The organism is Achromobacter sp. 1012554356, from assembly GCF_059760815.1.
The window spans coordinates 22403-40070 of the sequence record NZ_JCBANC010000059.1 but is presented as its reverse complement, the minus strand read 5'-3'; the positions used below and the strand labels follow the sequence as shown (position 1 = coordinate 40070).

Here is a 17668-nt window from a genome sequence, read left to right as displayed (position 1 = left end):
GCCGCTGGGTTCGCGGGCCCCGCCACCGCTGGCCTGACCTCGTCCAGGATCGCCCCCGCCCCTTACTACTAATTAGTAAGACGCTGCGGACGGCACTTGCCGCACGGCCAGTCCGCGCGGCCGACTCGTCAATCCAGAGGTTTCAATGAATTCCTTTTTCTCGCGCACGCCCGCCGGCGTGACGCGCGCCGCCCCGACGTCGGGCGCTCCCGACCCGCGCCGGCGCCTGCTGCTGTCGACGCTGGCCCTGCTGCCGCTGGCCGGCTGCGGCCCCGAGGTCCCGCCGCTGCACGGCATGGACCTGTCGGGCATGACCACCGGCGATTTCCAGTTGCAGGACACTGACGGCAAGACCCGCAGCCTGGCCGACTACCGCGGGCATCCGGTCATGCTGTTCTTCGGCTTCACCCAATGCCCGGACATCTGCCCGACGGCACTGACCCGGGCGGTCGAAATCAAGACGCTGCTGGGCAAGGACGCCGACAAGCTGCGCGTCCTCTTCATCACTGTCGACCCCGAGCGCGACACGCCCGAAATCCTGCGCGCCTACACCCAGGCCTTCGACCCCGGCTTCGTCGGCCTGCGGGGCACGGCGGAACAGACCCGCGCCGCCGCCCAGGCCTTCAAGGTGTTCTACCAGAAAGTCCCGACCGGCTCGTCCTACACCATGGACCACACCGCGCTGACGTACCTCATCGACGCCGAAGGCAAGATGCGCGTGGCGCTGCGCCATCAGCAGAGCGCGCAGGAATGCGCGCAAGACCTGCGCACCGTGCTCTGAACCCAGTCAAGGAAACCCTCATGAAAAAGCTTTCGATCAAACCCCTGGCCGCCGTCTTCGCCGTGGCCCTGGCCGGATTCAGCCATTCCGTGCTGGCACAGGACGCCGGCCTGGCCGTGCAGGACGCCTGGGTGCGCGCCACGGTGCCCAACCAACACGCGACCGGCGTGTTCATGCAACTCACGTCCAAGGAAGCCGGCCGGCTGGTCGGCGTGGAATCGCAGGCGGCCAAGCACGTGGAAGTGCACGAGATGGCGATGCAGGACAACGTCATGAAGATGCGCCAGGTCGCCGGCGTCGACTTGCCCGCTGGGCAGGCGGTTCAGCTCAAGCCCGGCGGCTACCACGTCATGCTCATCGACCTGGCCAAGCAGATCGTGCCGGGCGACCACGTCGCCCTGACGCTGATCGTGGAGGACGCGGCTCGCAAGCAACGGCGCGTGCCGATCGACGCGGTGGCCCGGCCGCTGAATGCGACCGCCGCGCCGGCCGCCGGTCACGGCCACTGATGGCGGGCGGCAGGCGCTCATCGCGCGCCTGCCGCGTGCCGCGGAGCGCACATATGGGGGACACATTGACCCGCCGCTTGACAGCGCTGCCCTCCGATTCACCATACAATGCCTGCACATCCGACGCCCGCGCCTTCCGGCCCGGGCTGCCGCCGGCCACCGCCGCCGCGCTCCGGATGCCAGCGTTCCGCGCAGCCGGGCGTTCGTAACTGCCGGCAGGCTGGCCGGCGCCTCTGTATCTGGATATGCCCGGTAGTTCCGCCTTTTCCTTCCTGCGTACCCTCTGCAGCCTGCGCTGGCTCGCCATCGCGGGCCAGGCCGCCACCGTCCTCGTCGCGAGCAGCGTGCTGGGCCTGGATCTGCCGCTGGAACCGCTGTGGCTGGGCGTGGGCCTCCTGATCGGCTTCAACGTCTACGCCAGCCTGCGCCTGCGCCATCCGCGCGACCTCTCCCACGCCACCGCCTTCGGCCACCTGTTCATCGACATGGCAGTGCTGGCCTGGATGGTGGGCTGGAGCGGCGGCATCAGCAACCCGTTCGGGACGATGTTCCTGATCCTGACCGCGCTGGCCGCGCTGGCGTTGCCCCGCAACTGGGCGCTCGCAGCGGCGCTGGCCGGCGTGCTTGGTTACGCCGCCGCCGCCATCTTCGGCCAGCCCCTGCGCGGCGACGTAGACCCCCACACCCTGCTGCTGTGGGGTCTGGGCGCCAATTTCCTGATTTCGGTGGTGGTGGTGCTGGTGTTCTCGACCCGGCTGGCCGCCGACATGCGCGCCCGCGAGCGCGAGCTGGCCCGCCTGCGCGAACGCTTCACCCGCAACGAGGGCATCGTCGCCCTGGCGACCCACGCCGCCGCGATGGCGCACGAGCTGAACACGCCGCTCGCCACCATGACGCTCCTGACAGACGAGATTGCCGCCGAGGTCCAGGACGACGAGGACCTGCGCGAAGACGTCACGACCCTCAGCCAGCTTCTGGCCCTGTGCCGGGAACGCATCCGCAATCTGGCGGTCCCAACCGCCGTGGATCTGGTTCGCGTCGTGGGGCAATGGCGCCTGATCCGGCCGACCATCGACCTGCAACGCTCGGGCACGCTGCCCACCAGCCTGCGCGTCGATCCGGCCATTGCCCACCTGCTGCAGGCGTTGCTGAACAACGCCGCGGACGCGGGGGAATCCGCCGACGCGCCCCGCGTGGACCTGCATCTGGAATACGGTTATGGCGCCCTGCGCGGCGAAGTCCGGGACTACGGGCAGGGCTTCGACCCCGACCATGCCGTGCTGCCGGCGACCAGCCTGTTCAACAGCGGCAAGCCGGGAGGGCTGGGCGTGGGCCTGGCCCTGTCGCACGCCACCGTGGAACAGATGGGCGGCGAAATGACCATGACCGCGGCCGAAGGCGGCGGCACCCGCATCCGCTTTTATTTGCCTCTCGGCAACCCCGGGACCTGAATGTGATGAATGCAAACGATCTTGGCCTGCTGATCGACGACGACGAACTCTACGTGCGCACCCTGCAGCGCAGCCTGTCGCGCCGGGGCCTGGAAACCCGAACCGCCACCGGCATCGCCGAGGCGCTGCGCGTGGCCGAGGAAATCCGTCCGGCCTTTGCCCTGGTGGACTTGCGCCTGGGCGAAGATTCGGGCCTGACCCTGATCCGCCCGCTGCGCGCCCTGCGCGAGGACATGCGCATCCTGCTGGTCACCGGCTATGCCAGCGTGGCGACCGCCGTGGAAGCCATCAAGCGCGGCGCCGACGACTACCTGCCCAAGCCAGCCACGGCGCCCATGATCCTGCGCACGCTGGGTCTGGTGAAGCCAGAAACAGTTACGATCGAAACGACCATGACGCCATTGCACCGCCTAGAATGGGAGCACATTCACCAGGCCCTGCACGAGACCGGCGGCAACGTTTCGGCCGCGGCGCGGCTTCTGGGCATGCATCGGCGCTCGCTTCAACGCAAGCTGGCCAAAAAACCGGGGCCGGAACGCGAGGTTCTCCCGGAATGAGTTGTGCGGGGCGACACATCTTTACAACACCCCCATGTGCACGTGCGACATATCGTCGCACCCCCTCCCTCCCCTCGGGGCTTCTGCTCCCCTAGGAAAACCCTGAATCCGCCGCCATTGGGCCGGATTTCTCCCAGGCAATGCGACCTTTCGTCGCAGGCTTGACCCAGATCAAACCGATAGGATGGACGTTGCTGCCTAGCAGCATTCCAGTCTGCTGCTTTGCAGCATTTCCCACCTTCCATCCAAGGCTGTACGTGAAACACCCCCTCCTTGCGACCCTTACGCGCATATTTGGCGTCGGCGCGGTCATGCTGCTTGGCGGCTGCAACATGGAAATCCTCTCCCCCAAGGGAGATATCGGCATCCAGGAAAAGACGTTGCTGCTGACGGCGACCGGGCTCATGCTCCTCGTCGTAATTCCAGTCCTCATCATGATCGTGGCGTTTGCCTGGAAATACCGCGCTTCCAACACCAAAGCTGACTACCAGCCCAAGTGGGCTCACTCCACGGCAATCGAAGTCGTGGTCTGGACCGTCCCTTGTATCATCGTGGCGATTCTTGCCGTGATCACCTGGCGCTCCACGCACGCGCTGGATCCCTACAAGCCGCTCGTGTCCGATCACAAGCCGGTGACCATCGAGGTGGTTTCGCTGGATTGGAAGTGGCTCTTCATCTACCCCGAATACGACATCGCCACGGTCAACGAGATCGCGTTCCCCGTGGACGTTCCGGTCAACTTCCGGATCACGTCGGCCTCGGTCATGAACTCGTTCTTCATTCCCCAGCTCGGCAGCCAGATCTACTCGATGGCCGGCATGGAGACCAAGCTGCACCTGAACGCGCGCGAAATCGGCACCTACGCCGGCATTTCGGCCAACTACAGCGGCGGCGGCTTCTCGGGCATGCGCTTCAAGGCGCACGCCATGTCGCAGGAAGGGTTCGACAACTGGATCAAGGAAGCGAAGGCTGCTCCCACCGCGCTGACCCCCGATGTCTACGCGGAACTGACCAAGCGCAGCGAGCGCAACCCGGTCGTGAAGTATTCGTCGGCGCCGCCCGCCATGTTTGATTTCATTCTGGGCAGCACGATGACCAAGATGGCCGGCGTGGACTCCGCCACGTGCACCTCCACGTCGAATAATCTGATCGCAGGAATCAACTAACAATGCTCGGGAAACTCACCCTCGAGGCCATTCCGTACCATGACCCTATCGTCATGGTTACGCTGGCCGCCGTGTGCCTGGGAGGCCTAGCGGTCTTCGGCGCCATCACCTACTTCAAGAAGTGGCAGTACCTGTGGACGGAGTGGCTCACCTCCGTCGACCACAAGCGCATCGGCGTGATGTACATCATCGTCGCGCTGATCATGCTGCTGCGCGGCTTTGCCGACGCCATCATGATGCGCACGCAGCTTGCCGTCGCGTCCGCGGACTCGGCGGGCTTCCTGCCTCCGCACCACTACGACCAGATCTTCACCGCCCACGGCGTCATCATGATTTTCTTCATGGCGATGCCCTTCATCACCGGGCTGATGAACATCGTCGTGCCGCTGCAGATCGGCGCCCGCGACGTGGCGTACCCGTTCCTGAACTCGTTGAGCTTCTGGCTGTTCGCCGCTGGCGTCGTGCTGATGATGCTGTCGCTGTTCGTGGGCGAATTCGCCGCGACCGGCTGGCTCGCGTATCCGCCGCTGTCCGGGCTGGACTACAGTCCAAGCGTGGGGGTGGATTACTACCTCTGGGCGCTGCAGATCTCCGGGCTAGGGACAACGCTTAGCGGCATCAACTTCATCGTCACCATCCTGCGCATGCGCGCACCGGGCATGACCCTGATGAAGATGCCGATCTTCACGTGGACCTCGCTGGTCACCAACGTCCTGATCGTCGCCGCCTTCCCCGTGCTGGCTGCGACCCTGGCGCTGCTGACGATGGACCGCTACCTGGGCACGCACTTCTTCACGAACGATGGTGGCGGCAACGTCATGATGTACGTGAACCTGATCTGGATCTGGGGTCACCCCGAGGTCTACATTCTGGTGCTCCCGGCGTTCGGCGTGTATTCGGAAATCGTTGCCACGTTCGCCCGCAAGACGCTGTTCGGCTACAAGTCCATGGTTTACGCCACGGCCGCCATCGGCGTGCTGTCGTTCCTGGTCTGGCTGCACCACTTCTTCACCATGGGCGCGGGGGCCAACGTCAATGCCTTCTTTGGCATAGCGACAATGATCATCTCGATCCCGACCGGGGCCAAGATCTTCAACTGGCTGTTCACCATCTACCGCGGCCGCCTGCGCATCACGACGCCGGTGCTGTGGACGCTGGGCTTCATGATCGTGTTCGTCATCGGCGGCATGACCGGCGTGATGCTGGCCATCCCCGGCGTGTCCTTCGTGCTGCACAACAGCCTGTTCCTGATCGCGCACTTCCACAACACCATCATTGGTGGCGTGGTGTTCGGCTGCATCGCCGGCATGATCTACTGGTTCCCGAAGGCGTTCGGCTTCACGCTGAACGAGCGTCTGGGCCGTTACTCGTTCTACTGCTGGTTCGTCGGTTTCTTCATGGCCTTCATGCCCCTGTACATCCTGGGCTTCAAGGGCATGACGCGTCGCCTGAACCACTACGACAACCCCGAATGGCAGCCTTACCTGCTGGTCGCGCTGGCTGGCGCCGCGCTGATCATGCTGGGCATCTTCTTCCTGCTGCAGCAAGTGTTTGTCTCCGTGCGTCAGCGCAAGCAGAACCAGGACGTCACCGGCGATCCGTGGGATGGCCGCACGCTGGAATGGTCGATCTCCTCGCCCGCGCCTTTCTACAACTTTGCCCACGTTCCTCACGTCGATGAACTGGACCAGTTCTGGGAAGACAAGCAAAGCGGCAAGGCGTACAAGCGCCCGGCCAAGTACGAAGACATCCACATGCCGAAGAACACCGCCGCCGGTGTCTGGATTGGCGCCTTTGGCCTGGTCATGTGCTTTGCGCTGATCTGGCACATCTGGTGGCTGTCGATCGCCGGCCTCGTGGGCATGATCGGTTCGTTCATCGTTCGCGCCTATGACCGCGACGTCGACTACTGGGTCCCGGCCGCGGAAGTCGAACGCATCGAAAACGCTCACTTTGACAAAATGCAGAAGGCCGCCTGAGCCATGATTCAAGCCGTAGCCACTCACCCCCACGCGGGTCACGACGATCACGCGCATCACGACGATGGATCCAAGACCGTTTTCGGTTTCTGGGTCTATCTGATGAGCGACTTGCTGATCTTTTCGGTGCTGTTCGCCACGTTCGCGGTGTTGTCCAACGCCACCGCGGGCGGTCCGTCCGGCAAGGAACTGTTCGACCTGAACTTCGTCCTGGTCGAAACGCTGTTGCTGCTGGTGTCCAGCTTCACCTTCGGCATGGCCAACCTGAACGTGCACGCCAACAACAAGAGCCGTGCCATGGGCTGGTTGATGGTCACGTTCCTGTTCGGCGCGGGCTTCATCGCGATGGAAATCTATGAATTCCATCACCTGATCAGCATCGGCGCCGACCCGGGCCGCAGCGCCTACCTGTCCGCGTTCTTCACGCTGATCGGTACGCACGGCCTGCACGTGACCTTTGGCCTGATCTGGATCATCGTCATGCTCGACATGATCCGCCGTCATGGCCTGGACTCGATCAACAAGCGTCGTCTGGCGTGCCTGAGCCTGTTCTGGCACTTCCTGGACATCGTCTGGATCTGCGTCTTCACCTTTGTCTATCTTCTGGGAGCCCTCTGATGTCGCACTCCGCTGCGGCCGCACACGGCCACGACGATCACGCCGCCGACCATGGCAGCCTGAAGTCCTACATCATCGGTTTCGTGCTCTCGCTGCTGCTCACCTTCGGCTCGTTCGGCCTGGTGATGCACGGCGCGCTGTCCCACAACGCCACGATCATTGGCGTGGTGGCACTGTGCATCCTCCAGCTGCTGGTTCAGCTGGTGTACTTCCTGCACATGGGCGCATCGAAGTCGTCCCGCGACAACCTGGCCACGTTCGTCTTCACCGTGATGATCATCTTCATCATCGTCGGTGGTTCGGCCTGGGTGCTGTACAACATGAACGTCAACATGGGCCACGCCATGTAATGACGGCTTGCCGATCCGGCAAGTAAAAACAGGCACCTTCGGGTGCCTGTTTTTTTTGGGGGAGCCGGATCAGCGCGGCGAAGCGGGCGGCGCCAGGTCCACCTCGGCGCGCCGTGCCAGTTCGGTGGCCGTCACCCCCACGAACGGCTGCACGCGCGACGTCTGGTTCAGATCGCATCCGGCCGGGCCGGCAGCCGCATCGAGCACCTGCTTGATCGCACGTCCGCCCATCGGGCTGACCGGACCATTGTTGCCAAGCTGCCAGGCCAGCACGTCCGCCACCGCCATGCCGCAACGGGCCGGCGTCTTCGGCGTGCCGCCATGTTCGAGCAGCAGCCGCACCTTGTTGTCCATGCCCAGGTTCAGCATCGTCACCAGCGGCAGCACGTCCGCCGCCGCGACGCCCTCGATCCGCATGTCGGAATCGCTCCGGTCGGTCGGGTCCGCGCCCGCCTTCAGCCAGGCCTCGTACAGATCATCGGGCAGCCACGGCAGGCTGAGCGGCGCGATCCGGTTGCGCAGCGGTCCCGCCGTGCCGGCCGGCGCGGCCAGCGGCACCCCCGCGGCCACCAGCCGGTCCGCAGTGGCGCGCAGCCGCGCGCGCTGGCCGTCCCACGCCGCGCTGTTGCCGTCGGCCGCCGCGCGTTTCTCCATGTGATTCCACGTAGACAGCAGACTGGACAACGGCTCTGTCGAAAGCGGCGCCTGCGGGGGCCTGGCGGCCTGCACCAGCTGATCGATCAGGCCGGGTTGCAGATAGCGGACCGCCAGCGACAGTCCTTCGTTCAGCCCGTTGCGGTCCGGCGCTTCCTTGCTGGCGCCGTAGCCGCCGACTGCGGGATCGGCGCCATGGGCTAGCGCAAACGTCACGCGCTCTGGCACCGCATAGGCCGCCGTCGGCGTCAGATCGCCGCTCGGCGATTCGCGCAGGGCCTCGAGCAGCGGCGTTTCCCACATGGGGCTGTTGCCGTAATACATGCGGGTGTAGGCGGCATTGATGTCCGCGCCGCGCGCGAGCAGCTTTTCGGCAAACCAGAAATTCTTGGGCGTTTGCAGCGCCGCGTGCAGCGGCGTGCGCCCGTTCTTTTCGCGCGCGTTGGGATTGGCGCCCTTCTCCAGCAGATAGACCAGGTTGTCGCGGTTTTCGCTGTAGTAGGAGATCCGGCGCATCAGTAGCGGCGTGCCGTTCGAATCCAGCGCATCCACCGGCGCGCCCGCGGCGATCAGGATGTCGGCCAGCGCATAGCGCTCCGCGGCTGGGCGGGTGTCCTTGACGTCCGGCAACGCGCTGGCGACCAGCGAGAACCCGTTGTCGGGGCCATCCGCCTTGGCGCCCGCGTTCAGCAGCACGCGCACCATTTCAAGTTGCTTGCGCGACACGGCCACGGCCAGTGCGGACCTGCCGTATTCGTTCACGCCGTTCGGATCCTGTCCGCCCGCGAGCTGGGCCCGCACCGCGTCCAGATCGCTCGCCTGGATCGCCTGAAAGATGGCCAGGCGCGGACGGCAGACCTGCGCATCCAGCGCGGAGACTTCCAGCGCCGCGCCGATGCGCGACGCGATGTTGGCCGGAATGGTGTCCTCAACGGCAAGGCGTTTTGTGCAATACAGCCGGTAGTCCTCGCGCGCCAGCGCCTCGTAATAGGCCCGCTGCTCACGCGATTTCTCGCGCTGTTTCCAGCGGGCGTCGGCGCGGTTCAGATAGGCGGCGGTGCGCGACGGATCGCGCCGCAGCACGTCGGTCAGGATGCGTTCCGCCTGCGCCGTGTCGCCCGATTCGGCCAGCCAGAAGCCGTAATCGTTCAAGGCGGTCAGCATCTCGGCGTCCTTGCCGCCCGGATCGATCTCGCGATAATCCTGCGCCATGACGAAACGGCGCAGATCGGCCAGCGCACGGTCGAACTCCGCGGTCTTGGCGCGCGGAATGGCCCGCGCCACTTGATGCAACGTGCGGAAGGTGGCCGTCACGTCTGGCGCGGTCTGGTGTTCAAAACGCACCTGCGCGGGAAACGCGTTCAGCCGCGCGGGATAGTCGCGCAGCGCGGTCTGCAACGTCGCCAGCGCCTGCGCCCGGCGTGCCTCGTCCCACGGCCGGCCGCTCGTGACCACGGCAAGCTGCGTGTCGGCATTGACCGAAGCGGCCTCGCCTTTGTCGTCCACCAGGAAACCCGTGGCCTTGCCGGTGCTGGCGGCGCGATCGGCATAACCGACCCAGTAGAAGGCCTCGCCCGTGCGGGGGGACCGGACGGCCACGTTGTCCTCGCGCGACGCCTTCCAGCCTTCCGGGTCGATCACCAGCGGCTGCGAACGGAAATCCAGCTTGAATTCCTTGGCCCCCTCGCGCACGTACCGGTACAGGTACAGCCGGTTTTCCATCTGCCCGACGAGGACGGCGTCCTTGACGTTTTCGGTGCCCCAGACCCGGCGCTCGGGTTCGCGCAGCGGATAGCGGGAAAGACGGATCGAGTCAATCACCGCCCCGACGTCAAAGGCCAGTGCGGGCGGTGGCGATGCCGCCATGGCGGCCAACGCCAGCGCGACGGCGCCGAACAGACGGGTGACAGCGGGGCGATAACGGCGCGGCATAACTTGGGAAATCAGGCAATGGGAAGGACGCCGATGATACCTGTCCCCGCTAAACACCCTGGGGTATGTCCCAACGCAGATTCCTGGCATATGGCAGAAACGCGCCGATTTTTCGTTATATATTCGCCCCTACACTGTTTAGTTAACAGCTTAATAAAACCGTTACCGCATTAAGAATCATGATGGACGCCGTGCCCGTGCCGCCCTTTATTTCCGACGCCAGCATTATTGATCGGGCCCAGCGGTTTGCGCATGCCTTGCTGCGTCACGCACCGCCCGTTCATCCCGACGCCGGCTTTTTCGCGGCCGTCATCGGCACCAGCATCGCCCACAACGACCTCGCGCGCAGCGGCTTGTCGCCGGCAGAACTGCACGACTTGCTCGACTATCTGTTCCCGGGCGCCCTGACCGGCTTCGACACATCCTTGTCCGCGCTGCGCGAGCAATATGCCGCCTACGTCGGCACGGGCACGATCGATCCACAGCCCGGCTTCACGCTGTTGATGCGCGTCCTGCTCGACGCCTACAGCGCACCAGGCCCCGACACCACCCCATGGGTCAGCAGCATCCTCGCGCTCGCGTGCCTGCGGCCCGACCACCTGTGGCGCGATCTGGGCCTATCAGGACGCGAAGACGTCACCGTGCTGCTCGCGCGTCACTATCCGGGGCTGGTGAGCCGCAACGTGGACAACGTGCGCTGGAAGAAATTCCTGGCGCAATCCGCGTGCGAACACGCAGACCTGCCCGCCGCCGCCGCACCGGGATGCAGCGATTGCGAGGACCACGCGTTCTGCTACCCCGCCGCCGCGTAGGGCGCGTTAAACGCCCCTTTCAGAACCGGTAAGTCGCCCCCACACCCACGCCCGCATTCCGTCCCGGCGCCGGTTCGTAATAACGCCCATTGCCTTCGTTGACGATGACCGAGCCCGCATAGTCGCGATCAAACAGGTTGTCGACGCGGGCGTAGGCGTTCAATTCCCATGGCCCCGCGCGCTTGATGTAGCCGATGCTGGCGGCCGCCACGAAATAGGCGGGCGCGTCGCCGTTGTTGGCGTCGTTGACGTAGATCTTGCTCAGATAACGGCCTTCCACCCCCGCCTGCCAACCTTCGGGCGGCGCCCAGGCCAGAGACGCGTAGGCCGCCTGGCGGGCAATGCCGGGGATCTTGTTGCCCGCGCGGATATCGCCGCTGCCGTCGTCGGCGTAGCGCGCGTTGAGCAGCGTGTAGGCAACCTGCGTGCGCCAGTGCCGCGCGAATTCGCCGGACCAGCTCAGCTCCAGGCCATCGCGGCGGGTGCGGCCGGCGTTCTGGTAGCTGGTGCGCCCGCCCAGGCTGCCCGCAGACACGATCTCGTCGTCGGTGCGGGTGCTGAACACCGCGGCCGTCAAGAGGCCGCCCGCCATCCGCGCCTTGACGCCGGCCTCGACGTTGGTGCTGACCGAGGGCATCAAGCCGAAGTTCAAGCCCGGCTCACCGCCGGGCCGGTACGAGATCTCGTTCAGGGTTGGCGTCTCGAACCCGCGTCCGTATGAGGTGTAGACGCTGACATCGTCGTTGACGGCATAGCGCAGCGCGGCCACAGGCAAGGCTTTGCGGTAGCGCGCGCCGCCGCTGTCGTCGGTGTTGCCGGCGGTGATGTAGTGGTCGTCGGAGTCGAAGCGGACGGTGCTGTAACGCAGGCCGGCGTCCAGCGTCCAGCGATCGGCAAAGTTCCAGGAGGCTTGCGCGTAGGGATCGGCGTTGTACACGCGATTGGTTTCGTCCCGCCGCAGCGCGCCTTTCACACCCAGTTGCCGGCTTGCGCCAGAACCGATGAAATTCTCAAAGCCCTTGCGGTCTTCCTGCATGGTGTCGTACGAGAAGCCGCCGATCACGGTCAACGCGCGGCCCGCCAGGGTCAACTCCGAGGTCCAGCGCACGTCCGCCCCGCCGTACTGACGCTTCAAATCAATTACGCCGCCGGCTTGCGTGGGCGGAATCTGCACGGCGGGCGGGATCGATTGATATTGCGTCGTGTCGCGCTGGCCGTAATAAACCATCACGCGCAGCGCGTTGCGGCCGTCGACCTGGTGATCGAACACCAGCCCGCCCTGCGTCTGCTTGACCGTCTTGCGGGTGTTGTACTGCTCGGCCAGCGGCGCGCTGCGCGGGTCGTCCTGGAACTGCTGGTAGGTCAGGCCCAATGGATCCTGCGCCTTCAGGTCGACGCTGTTGACGACGAGTGTCAGGCGGCTGTCGTCGTTCAGTTGCAGGCCCAGCTTGGCGTTGCCCAGATTCTTGCGCGCGGCGCTGTGGTCGCGATAGCCGTCGGTGGTGAAACGCGAGAGGTCCAGCACGTAATCGAGCTGACCCGCGCCCATACCCGTGACGCCGCTTGCCTGGGCCCCATAGCGCCACGTGCCGTAGCTGCCGCCCCAGCCGCTGGCAGTGATTTCAGGCGGATTCGCGCCGTCCTGCGTGAACACCTGGATGACGCCGCCAGAGGAGTTGCCGTACAGGGCGGAAAACGGTCCGCGCAGCACCTCGACGCGGTCGATGGAGCCGATGTCGATATTGGAGGTCTGCCCCTGGCCATCGGGCATCGTTGCAGGAATGCCGTCCACATACAGGCGCACGCCGCGCACGCCGAACGTGGACCGCGCACCGAAGCCGCGGCTGGAGATCTGCAGATCCTGCGCGTAGTTCTGGCGGTTCTGGATCTGCAGGCCAGGCACGCTGGCCAGCCCTTCGGACAGGTTGATGCCGGGCTGCTGCCACCGCATGGTGCGGCCCTGGACGACATCGACGGATGCCGGCGTGTCCAGCACGGCGGTGCCCAGCCGCGTGCCGGTCACCACCACCGGGGCCAGCGTGTCGGCTTGCGCCAGCGCGGTGGCAGCCGGTGCAAGCGCCAGGATCGTGCTTGCCGTCCACCGCCACGTTCCGCTGCCCCGCCATTGCCGCTGTACCAAACTTCTCTCCTGTGCTTGGGCGGGAATGGGTTCTAATACCCGCCATGGAAAATACGCAAGACATCGAACGCCGGCTGATGGACCTGGAGGTCAAAGCCAGCTTCTCGGATGATCTTCTGGAGCAGTTGAACCAGATCATCGTCCGCCAACAACAGCAGATTGACCGGCTCATGCGCGAGGTCGCTGACCTGCGCCAGCAGGCGCCCGAGGGGGCAGCCCCCTTTCGCAGCCTGCGCGACGAACTGCCGCCGCACTACTGACCGCTAATAGTGATAGCGCAGCAGCCTGGTCATACTACCCAACGGCTCGACCCGGCGCATCAGCCATAACGCCGCCTGCGCCGGCAGCGAATACCGTGCCCGCTGCGCGGCGTCGTCCGTTTCATACCCGCCGCGCACCGCGCGCAGCCGCAAGGCGGGCACCTGCGCCTCCAGATCCTGCGGGCGCCTCAGGCTCCAGCGCGTGACGGCGCCCGTCGATTGGATCATGCGGTTGTGCGCCACCCAGCTCAAGCCCAGGCGGTTGTAGGCGTCAAAGACGACCTCGCCGGACGGAAACCGCGCCGTCACCGCGCGAAGCAAGGTCAGCAGCGCGTCTTCGGGCAGATAAAGAAAAAGCCCTTCGGCCACGACCAGCGTCGGCTTGCCCGCCGGGATTCGCGCCAGCCAGTCCAGGTCCGTGACGGGCGTGCCCACCAGCGTGCAGCCCGGCCGCGGCGGATACAGCTTGCTGCGCAGTTCGATGACCTCGGGATAGTCGACCTCGTACCAGCCGATGCCCGGTGGCGGATCCACCCGCTGCACGCGGGTGTCCAGCCCGCAGCCCAGATGCAGCACGGTTGCCTCGCCGTGCGCGGCGATGAATTCGCGGGCCCAGCCATCCAGCGTGTGGGCGCGCATCGCCAGACCGACCATTTCGTCGCGGCGCATGCGCAGGCGGGAAAAATCGTAATCGATGCGGGCGACGGCATCGGCGGCGTGATGGTCCTGCAACACGGAATTGGGCAGCCGACTTTCTCGCGCCTTGGCGTACAGCGTGATGAGAAGCGTGGCCTTCTCTCGGGTGAGGTCGATTTTTTCCATGCACAGTCCTGTCGGTCCACCCCGCTTCGGCATTCCAAAAATGGTGACTCAATAGAAATTGAAGCCGCATTTTCCCATTGATGGAATTATCTTTTACCGATATCCGGGTTTATCCGCATTCTAGATCGGCGCAAGATTCAAGCCATCGGGAAACAGCAACGAACCACGACGGAAAGGCCGCCGGATTCGCTCCCAGGCTCTAGAAATCGGAGGTTTACCATGAAGACCCTTGCTACCGCTTTGATGTTCTCGCTGACTGCACTGAGCGCCGGCGCCTACGCCTCGCCCAACATCGAACCCAACAACGTGCCCTTCCAGGGCGTCTACGGCACGCCGTACGAAGGCCCCACCCGCGCTCAGGTGCAGGCCGAACTTGCTGCCGCGAAGGCCGCCGCCAAGGCTGCCGGCATCAACACCAACGCCGAACCGAACAACACGCCGTTCCAAGGGGTCTATGGCACGCCGCACACCGGCAAGACCCGCGCCGACGTGAAGGCCGAACTGGCCGCCGCGAAGGCCGCCGGCCAGGTGTCGAACGTGGAACCGAATGACATGCCGTTCGCCGGCGTTTATCACGGCAACTGAAACGGAAACTGAAACGGCAACGGGGCCCGCAACGTATAGGGCAGCCCGGCCGCGCGACGATTTACCCTCCCCTTGTTGTAGCTTGGCCGCCCGATGGGCGGCCTTTTTTGGCGTACTATCGGCTCAGATTCACGGTGCAGACTCGCTTACCGCCTCATTGGCTGTTCACATCAGGAGCCCATCTTGAAATACCCCCGCGTTCTTGCCGCAGTGCTTCTGTCCGCCGGCATGGTCTCGGCGGCGGTCGCCGCCCCGGCCGTCATGCTCAACGACGCCCTCATCACGCAAATCTTGCCGGCAGACCGCGCCTCGTTTCACGAGGCCGTGGCACAGGCGCTGAACAGCTCGGCCGACGGCCAGAGCACAGAATGGAAAAGCACGCACCAGCGCAAGAAGGCCGCGCCGATCACGGTGCAGTTGACGCCCAAGCAAACCACCAAAGCTGGCAATGACCGTGTCTGCCGCTTTTTGGTCGGCAATTTCGCGCGGACCACCACGACGGAAACCTGGCAGTTCTGGTTCTGCAAGCAACCGGACGGCACCTGGAAGGCCAGCGCGAACTAAGCCTGGCCGCTCACTCCCAAAAAAATGCGCGCCGGCTCCGTGAGGAGCGGCGCGCATTGTCTTGTCCGCGCGGTTCGCGCGGCAGGCTGGAGGGCGCTCAGGCGCCTTCGATGCGGTTGGCGTCGAGCACCGTCATGGCCGTCATGTTGATGATGCGGCGCACGGTGGAGCTGTTGGTCAGGATGTGCACGGGGGCATTGGCGCCCAGCAGGAACGGACCTACCGCGACGTTGCCACCCGCTGCCGTCTTGAGCAGGTTGTAGGCGATATTGCCCGAGTCAACGTTCGGGCACACCAGCAGGTTGGCTTCGCCCTTGAGCGTGGACGACGGCAGGATGCGCATGCGCAGGCCCTCGTCCAGCGCGCAGTCGCCGTGCATTTCGCCGTCGATTTCCAGGTCCGGGGCCGCTTCGCGCACCAGCTCCAGCGCGCGGCGCATCTTCTCGCCCGAGGCCGAGCTGCCCGAGCCGAAGTTGCTGCGCGACAACAGCGCGACCTTGGGCGCCAGATTCATGCGCGCCATTTCCTGCGCGGCCATGATGGTGAATTCAGCGATCTGCTCGGCGGTGGGCTCGTCGTTCACGTGCGTGTCGACCAGCACCACCGTGCGCTCGTCGAGCAGCAGGATGTTCATGGCCGCATACACGTTGTGACCCGGACGGCGGCCGATGACCTCGTCCACGAAACGCAGGTGATCGTGGTAGGCGCCGACCGTGCCGCAGACCATGCCGTCGGCATCGCCCAGGTGCACCATCATCGCGCCGATCAGCGTCAGGCGGCGGCGCATTTCCACGCGCGCCATTTCCTTGGTGATGCCACGGCGGCTCATCAGCTCCCAATACGTCGTCCAGTATTGGTGGAAGCGCTCGTCGTATTCGGGGTTGGTGACTTCGACGTCTTCGCCCAGACGCAGGCGCAGGCCGAATTTCTCGATGCGCGACAGCAGCACGGCGGGACGGCCCACCAGGATCGGACGGGCCAGGCCTTCGTCGACGATCACCTGCACCGCACGCAGCACGCGTTCGTCTTCGCCTTCGGTAAAGACGATGCGCGCCTTGCCGCCCGAACGCACGATCCGCTTGGCCGCCGAGAACAGCGGCTTCATGAACGCGCCCGAGTGGTACACGAACTGCTGCAGTTGCTCTTCGTACGCTTCCAGGTCCGCCAGCGGACGCGTGGCAACGCCACCTTCCATTGCAGCCTTGGCCACGGCCGGCGCGATGCGCACGATGAGGCGCGGATCGAAAGGCTTGGGGATCAGGTACTCGGGACCGAACGAAATGTCATAGGTGCCGTAGGCGGCGGCCACGACTTCGTTCTGCTCTTCCTCGGCCAGATCGGCGATGGCATGCACCGCCGCCATTTCCATTTCGCGCGTGATGGTCGTGGCGCCCACGTCCAGCGCGCCGCGGAAGATGTACGGGAAGCACAGCACGTTGTTGACCTGGTTCGGATAGTCCGAACGGCCCGTGGCCATCACCACATCGTCGCGCACGCCGTGCGCCACTTCCGGCAGGATTTCCGGCGTGGGGTTGGCCAGCGCCAGGATCAGCGGACGCGAGCCCATGGCGGCGACCATTTCCGGCTTGAGCACGCCGCCGGCCGACAGGCCCAGGAACACGTCGGCGCCGGGAATCACCTCGGCCAGCTTGCGGGCGTCGGTCTTTTGCGCAAAGCGCGCCTTGTCCGGGTCCATCAGCGTGGTGCGGCCTTCGTAGACCACGCCCTCGATGTCGGTCACCCAGATGTTTTCCAGCGGCAGGCCCAGATCGACCATCAGGTCCAGGCACGCCAGCGCCGCAGCGCCCGCGCCGGACGTGACGACCTTGACCTGTTTGATGTCCTTGCCCACGACCTTCAGGCCGTTGATGAAGGCGGCCGACACGGTAATGGCGGTGCCGTGCTGGTCATCGTGAAAGACCGGGATCTTCATGCGTTCGCGCAGCTTGCGCTCGACGGTGAAGCATTCCGGGGCTTTGATGTCTTCAAGGTTGATGCCGCCGAAGGTGGCTTCCAGGCCGGCGATGATCTCGACCAGCTTGTCCGGGTCGGTCTCGTTGATTTCGATGTCAAAGACGTCCAGCCCGGCGAACTTCTTGAACAGCACCGCCTTGCCTTCCATGACCGGCTTGGAGGCCAGCGCGCCGATGTTGCCCAGGCCCAGCACCGCGGTGCCGTTGGAGATCACGCCCACCAGATTGCCGCGGGCGGTGTAGCGGTACACGTTGGACGGGTCAGCCACGATTTCCTCGCAGGCCGCCGCCACGCCGGGCGAATACGCCAGCGCCAGGTCGCGCTGGTTGACGAGCGGCTTGGACGCCACGACGGAGATCTTTCCCGGGGTGGGGAACTCGTGATAGTCCAGGGCTGCCTGGCGGTCGGACGGGTTGTTCATGGGCTGTGGCCTCGCTGTCTTGAATGTGCAAAATTCTAGGGTGGAAGGCATAAGGTGTTCATTCGGATTTAATATCGTCCCATTATGTTTTCC

General features: G+C 65.1%; 16 protein-coding genes. 12 read left to right on the top strand and 4 right to left on the bottom strand.

What is annotated here, in order from left to right; translation table 11 throughout:
* Positions 1-145 precede the first annotated feature (145 nt).
* The 8 genes from AC6LJW_RS24050 (at position 146) to cyoD (ending at position 7411) form a co-directional block, all read left to right on the top strand.
* Positions 146-781 carry an SCO family protein gene (locus AC6LJW_RS24050; RefSeq protein ID WP_498088443.1) on the top strand — a complete coding sequence of 212 codons (636 nt, stop codon included), beginning with the start codon at positions 146-148 and terminating at the stop codon, positions 779-781.
* Positions 782-801: 20 nt separating this feature from the next.
* On the top strand, positions 802-1290 hold the full coding sequence (locus AC6LJW_RS24045; protein ID WP_498088442.1) for a copper chaperone PCu(A)C: 489 nt from the start codon (positions 802-804) through the stop codon (positions 1288-1290).
* Between the two features lie 245 nt (positions 1291-1535).
* Positions 1536-2741 (top strand): ATP-binding protein, encoded by a 1206-nt coding sequence (locus AC6LJW_RS24040; protein WP_056558232.1) that lies wholly within the window; start codon positions 1536-1538, stop codon positions 2739-2741.
* A 5-nt stretch (positions 2742-2746) separates the two neighbouring features.
* Positions 2747-3298, top strand: coding sequence for a response regulator transcription factor (locus AC6LJW_RS24035; protein ID WP_056558235.1), 552 nt, complete (start codon positions 2747-2749; stop codon positions 3296-3298).
* A gap of 257 nt (positions 3299-3555) precedes the next feature.
* Positions 3556-4464, top strand: coding sequence for a ubiquinol oxidase subunit II (gene cyoA, locus AC6LJW_RS24030; RefSeq protein ID WP_056558238.1), 909 nt, complete (start codon positions 3556-3558; stop codon positions 4462-4464).
* Positions 4465-4466: 2 nt separating this feature from the next.
* Positions 4467-6443: a cytochrome o ubiquinol oxidase subunit I gene (cyoB, locus tag AC6LJW_RS24025; RefSeq protein ID WP_056558240.1), complete on the top strand. Its 1977-nt coding sequence runs from the start codon at positions 4467-4469 to the stop codon at positions 6441-6443.
* A gap of 3 nt (positions 6444-6446) precedes the next feature.
* On the top strand, positions 6447-7061 hold the full coding sequence (cyoC, locus tag AC6LJW_RS24020; RefSeq protein WP_056558243.1) for a cytochrome o ubiquinol oxidase subunit III: 615 nt from the start codon (positions 6447-6449) through the stop codon (positions 7059-7061).
* Positions 7061-7411, top strand: a complete 351-nt coding sequence (gene cyoD / locus AC6LJW_RS24015; protein WP_056558246.1) for a cytochrome o ubiquinol oxidase subunit IV — start codon at positions 7061-7063, stop codon at positions 7409-7411. The genes cyoC and cyoD overlap by 1 nt, the downstream gene beginning before the upstream one ends.
* Positions 7412-7480: 69 nt before the next feature.
* On the opposite strand, the gene AC6LJW_RS24010 is transcribed toward cyoD, so the two are convergent.
* Positions 7481-9997, bottom strand: a complete 2517-nt coding sequence (locus AC6LJW_RS24010; RefSeq protein ID WP_498088441.1) for an ankyrin repeat domain-containing protein — start codon at positions 9995-9997, stop codon at positions 7481-7483.
* A 179-nt stretch (positions 9998-10176) separates the two neighbouring features.
* Here AC6LJW_RS24010 and AC6LJW_RS24005 point away from each other — a divergent pair, with 179 nt between their 5' ends.
* Positions 10177-10809 carry a nitrogen fixation protein NifQ gene (locus AC6LJW_RS24005; RefSeq protein WP_369818895.1) on the top strand — a complete coding sequence of 211 codons (633 nt, stop codon included), beginning with the start codon at positions 10177-10179 and terminating at the stop codon, positions 10807-10809.
* A gap of 19 nt (positions 10810-10828) precedes the next feature.
* Here AC6LJW_RS24005 and AC6LJW_RS24000 read toward each other — a convergent pair whose 3' ends face one another.
* Entirely contained in the window at positions 10829-12895 is a 2067-nt protein-coding gene (locus AC6LJW_RS24000; protein ID WP_427984386.1) for a TonB-dependent receptor domain-containing protein, read from the bottom strand.
* 98 nt (positions 12896-12993) lie between these two features.
* Here AC6LJW_RS24000 and AC6LJW_RS23995 point away from each other — a divergent pair, with 98 nt between their 5' ends.
* Positions 12994-13209 carry a SlyX family protein gene (locus AC6LJW_RS23995; RefSeq protein ID WP_056558252.1) on the top strand — a complete coding sequence of 72 codons (216 nt, stop codon included), beginning with the start codon at positions 12994-12996 and terminating at the stop codon, positions 13207-13209.
* Between the two features lie 3 nt (positions 13210-13212).
* Here the strand turns inward: AC6LJW_RS23995 and AC6LJW_RS23990 are convergent, their stop codons facing one another.
* On the bottom strand, positions 13213-14031 hold the full coding sequence (locus AC6LJW_RS23990) for a class I SAM-dependent methyltransferase (RefSeq protein ID WP_056558255.1): 819 nt from the start codon (positions 14029-14031) through the stop codon (positions 13213-13215).
* A 219-nt stretch (positions 14032-14250) separates the two neighbouring features.
* Here AC6LJW_RS23990 and AC6LJW_RS23985 point away from each other — a divergent pair, with 219 nt between their 5' ends.
* Complete coding sequence (locus AC6LJW_RS23985) at positions 14251-14616, top strand: DUF4148 domain-containing protein (protein WP_056558259.1); 366 nt, start codon at positions 14251-14253, stop codon at positions 14614-14616.
* Positions 14617-14799: 183 nt separating this feature from the next.
* Positions 14800-15180 carry a hypothetical protein gene (locus tag AC6LJW_RS23980; RefSeq protein ID WP_056558262.1) on the top strand — a complete coding sequence of 127 codons (381 nt, stop codon included), beginning with the start codon at positions 14800-14802 and terminating at the stop codon, positions 15178-15180.
* Between the two features lie 97 nt (positions 15181-15277).
* Here the strand turns inward: AC6LJW_RS23980 and AC6LJW_RS23975 are convergent, their stop codons facing one another.
* On the bottom strand, positions 15278-17575 hold the full coding sequence (locus tag AC6LJW_RS23975) for an NADP-dependent malic enzyme (RefSeq protein ID WP_498088440.1): 2298 nt from the start codon (positions 17573-17575) through the stop codon (positions 15278-15280).
* Between the last annotated feature and the right edge of the window lie 93 nt (positions 17576-17668).

What these genes read in the sequence shown, in the direction of transcription:
- AC6LJW_RS24050 (WP_498088443.1), top strand. Translation starts at nt 146, where the DNA reads ATGAATTCCTTTTTCTCGCGCACGCCCGCCGGCGTGACGCGCGCCGCC.
- AC6LJW_RS24045 (WP_498088442.1), top strand. Translation starts at nt 802, where the DNA reads ATGAAAAAGCTTTCGATCAAACCCCTGGCCGCCGTCTTCGCCGTGGCC.
- AC6LJW_RS24040 (WP_056558232.1), top strand. Translation starts at nt 1,536, where the DNA reads ATGCCCGGTAGTTCCGCCTTTTCCTTCCTGCGTACCCTCTGCAGCCTG.
- AC6LJW_RS24035 (WP_056558235.1), top strand. Translation starts at nt 2,747, where the DNA reads ATGAATGCAAACGATCTTGGCCTGCTGATCGACGACGACGAACTCTAC.
- cyoB (WP_056558240.1), top strand. Translation starts at nt 4,467, where the DNA reads ATGCTCGGGAAACTCACCCTCGAGGCCATTCCGTACCATGACCCTATC.
- cyoC (WP_056558243.1), top strand. Translation starts at nt 6,447, where the DNA reads ATGATTCAAGCCGTAGCCACTCACCCCCACGCGGGTCACGACGATCAC.
- cyoD (WP_056558246.1), top strand. Translation starts at nt 7,061, where the DNA reads ATGTCGCACTCCGCTGCGGCCGCACACGGCCACGACGATCACGCCGCC.
- AC6LJW_RS24010 (WP_498088441.1), bottom strand. Translation starts at nt 9,997, where the DNA reads ATGCCGCGCCGTTATCGCCCCGCTGTCACCCGTCTGTTCGGCGCCGTC.
- AC6LJW_RS24005 (WP_369818895.1), top strand. Translation starts at nt 10,177, where the DNA reads ATGATGGACGCCGTGCCCGTGCCGCCCTTTATTTCCGACGCCAGCATT.
- AC6LJW_RS23995 (WP_056558252.1), top strand. Translation starts at nt 12,994, where the DNA reads ATGGAAAATACGCAAGACATCGAACGCCGGCTGATGGACCTGGAGGTC.
- AC6LJW_RS23990 (WP_056558255.1), bottom strand. Translation starts at nt 14,031, where the DNA reads ATGGAAAAAATCGACCTCACCCGAGAGAAGGCCACGCTTCTCATCACG.
- AC6LJW_RS23985 (WP_056558259.1), top strand. Translation starts at nt 14,251, where the DNA reads ATGAAGACCCTTGCTACCGCTTTGATGTTCTCGCTGACTGCACTGAGC.
- AC6LJW_RS23975 (WP_498088440.1), bottom strand. Translation starts at nt 17,575, where the DNA reads ATGAACAACCCGTCCGACCGCCAGGCAGCCCTGGACTATCACGAGTTC.